Below are 761 nucleotides of genomic sequence, written 5' to 3' on the forward strand. Positions count from 1 at the left end.
CGATTACATCGAAATGTTCTACAACTCAAAACGTCGACATGGTTTCAACAATCAGCTGTCACCGGTAGAGTTTGAAAAGCGTCACGCAATGAGCTTGCAAGGTGTCTAGAGAACCCGGGGCGATTCAATGATCACCAGGCTGCATTGAAAAAACTCGGTTCTATTGAATCGGTGGCCTTAGCAGCAGAACTGATCACCAATGCCAGCATCGTTGAAGTCCGGGTAGAACACTCGAATTACGTTCTGAACTTCGAGCGCCCAGACATCGAATCCAGCGAGGCAGTCTTGTTCGCCGCTCTGCTCCAAAATGCCCAGGACAGAATGATAAGTGGCGACAAGAGAGCCTTCGTTGCGCTTTCCAAGCTAGATGATCAAGAAGTCACCCATGGAATGTGGATTCGCTTACTCTGCCTCGAAGAAGCCGTCCTGCTGATTCTGCGAAGCGATAGCTTCGAACAGGTGTGTGCAAAAGTTCGAGCCCGTTGCGATGTCGACAAAGCACTGAGTATTGCATTTGGCATTTCACAACCGGCCGCTCAAAACTCCGTGTTTGAGGCACTCTCGAGCTACCTTCGAGACCTACACCGAGATACCGGCGGTAATTGGCGGGATCTCGGCGAAAAAAAGGCCAGTCCCTAGAGGCGAGCTCAACATAATCTGAGTGGCAGTATCAGCCACCACTTTACGGCTAGTAGCCTCATACAAGTATTAGACAGCCTCAAAGCGATTTCTAAATTCCGTCTTCAAGAACTCGTACAACT

The 761-nt window shown here is 49.5% G+C and carries 2 protein-coding genes; both read left to right on the forward strand.

Annotated elements, in window-relative coordinates; translation table 11 throughout:
* On the forward strand, positions 1–109 hold a 109-nt coding region (locus tag AC19YT_RS28335), incomplete at its 5' end, for an IS3 family transposase (RefSeq protein WP_130886728.1).
* A 35-nt stretch (positions 110–144) separates the two neighbouring features.
* A complete protein-coding gene (locus tag AC19YT_RS28340; RefSeq protein ID WP_500611397.1) occupies positions 145–639 on the forward strand; it encodes a hypothetical protein in 495 nt (164 codons plus the stop codon).
* Positions 640–761: the final 122 nt, after the last annotated feature.

This window comes from Pseudomonas sp. MF08875, assembly GCF_059862525.1.